At 70.1% G+C, this 531-nt stretch carries 1 protein-coding gene and 1 pseudogene; both read left to right on the forward strand.

The genetic code is table 11. The features are described 5' to 3' along the window. Positions 1-191: 191 nt before the first annotated feature. Entirely contained in the window at positions 192-317 is a 126-nt protein-coding gene (locus JCM19049_RS21755) for a hypothetical protein (protein WP_279403528.1), read from the forward strand. 5 nt (positions 318-322) lie between these two features. Further along, a pseudogene (locus tag JCM19049_RS21760) lies at positions 323-531 on the forward strand (hypothetical protein); the annotation flags it as partial.

Raw genomic sequence — 531 nt, forward strand, 5'->3', positions numbered from 1 at the left:
GCGGGAGCTGGGCGGCGGGCTGGATGTGGAAAGCACCCCGCACCGGCACCGGGCTGTCCGCCTACCTGCCGTTGCGGCCCTGACCGAGGAACTCTGACCAAGGAACTCTGACCATGGAAAGGGGAGGAGCGCGCCGATGATCCGCATCATGCTGGTCGACGACCACCCGATCGTGCGCACCGCTGAAGGCCGTGTTCGACAACTACCCGGACATCACCGTCGCCTGCCAGGCCGGCAGCGGCGAGCAGGCCGTCGAACTGGCCCGGCAGTGCCCCATCGACGTGGTGCTGTGCGACCTGCGCCTGGGCGAGGGATGAACGGGGTGCAAACCACCGCGGCGCTGCGTGCCCTGCCCGATCCCCCACAGGTGCTGATCCTGACCACGTTCGACAAGGACGCCGAATCCTGGCCTGCGTGGAGGCCGGCGCGGCCGGTACCTGCTCAAGGACGTCGCCTCGGACACCATCGTCGATTCGGTGCGCCAGGCCGCGGCCGGCCGGATGGTGCTGGCCCCGGAGATGGCCCAGCGCG

It is taken from the genome of Arthrobacter sp. JCM 19049, from assembly GCF_001310435.1.